This window comes from Cloacibacillus sp. (assembly GCA_036655895.1).
In the GTDB taxonomy this organism is placed as follows: domain Bacteria; phylum Synergistota; class Synergistia; order Synergistales; family Synergistaceae; genus JAVVPF01.
Genome location: JAVVPF010000159.1, coordinates 1 through 506, shown reverse-complemented (window position 1 = coordinate 506; position 506 = coordinate 1). Strand labels below are relative to the sequence as shown.

General features: G+C 57.1%; 1 protein-coding gene. It reads left to right on the top strand.

Features of this window, described 5'->3' with window-relative positions; translation table 11 throughout:
- On the top strand, window positions 1-506 hold a 506-nt coding region (locus RRY12_13440), incomplete at both ends, for a Rho termination factor N-terminal domain-containing protein (protein MEG2185670.1).

Below are 506 nucleotides of genomic sequence, written 5' to 3'. Positions count from 1 at the left end.
GGAGCTTCGCAAGATAGCGAAGGAGATAGGCGTCTCCTCTATCACTACGCGCCGGAAGGACGACCTCATCAACGACATCCTGAAGACGCAAGCCGAGGCGCTCGGATACCGCTACAACGGCGGAACGCTCGAATGCATGTCTGACGGCTACGGATTCCTTCGCCCGTCGGGACTGCTCCCCAGCAACAACGACATTTATGTATCGGCCTCCCAGATAAAACGCTTCGGGCTGCGCAACGGCGACGTCGTTTGGGGGATCATCAGGCCGCCTAAGGAACAGGAACATTACGAGGCGCTGCTTCGCGTTGAGAACGTCAACTTCTCAGACCCTGAAGCCGCGCGCCGGCGTCCGCATTTTGAGGCGCTTGTGCCGATCTTCCCAGAAGAAAAGCTCAATCTTGAAACGGACCGCAAGCAGATAGCAACGCGAATAGTCGATATATTTGCGCCGATAGGAAAAGGACAGCGTGCCCTCATCGTCTCTCCGCCAAAGGCGGGGAAGACGA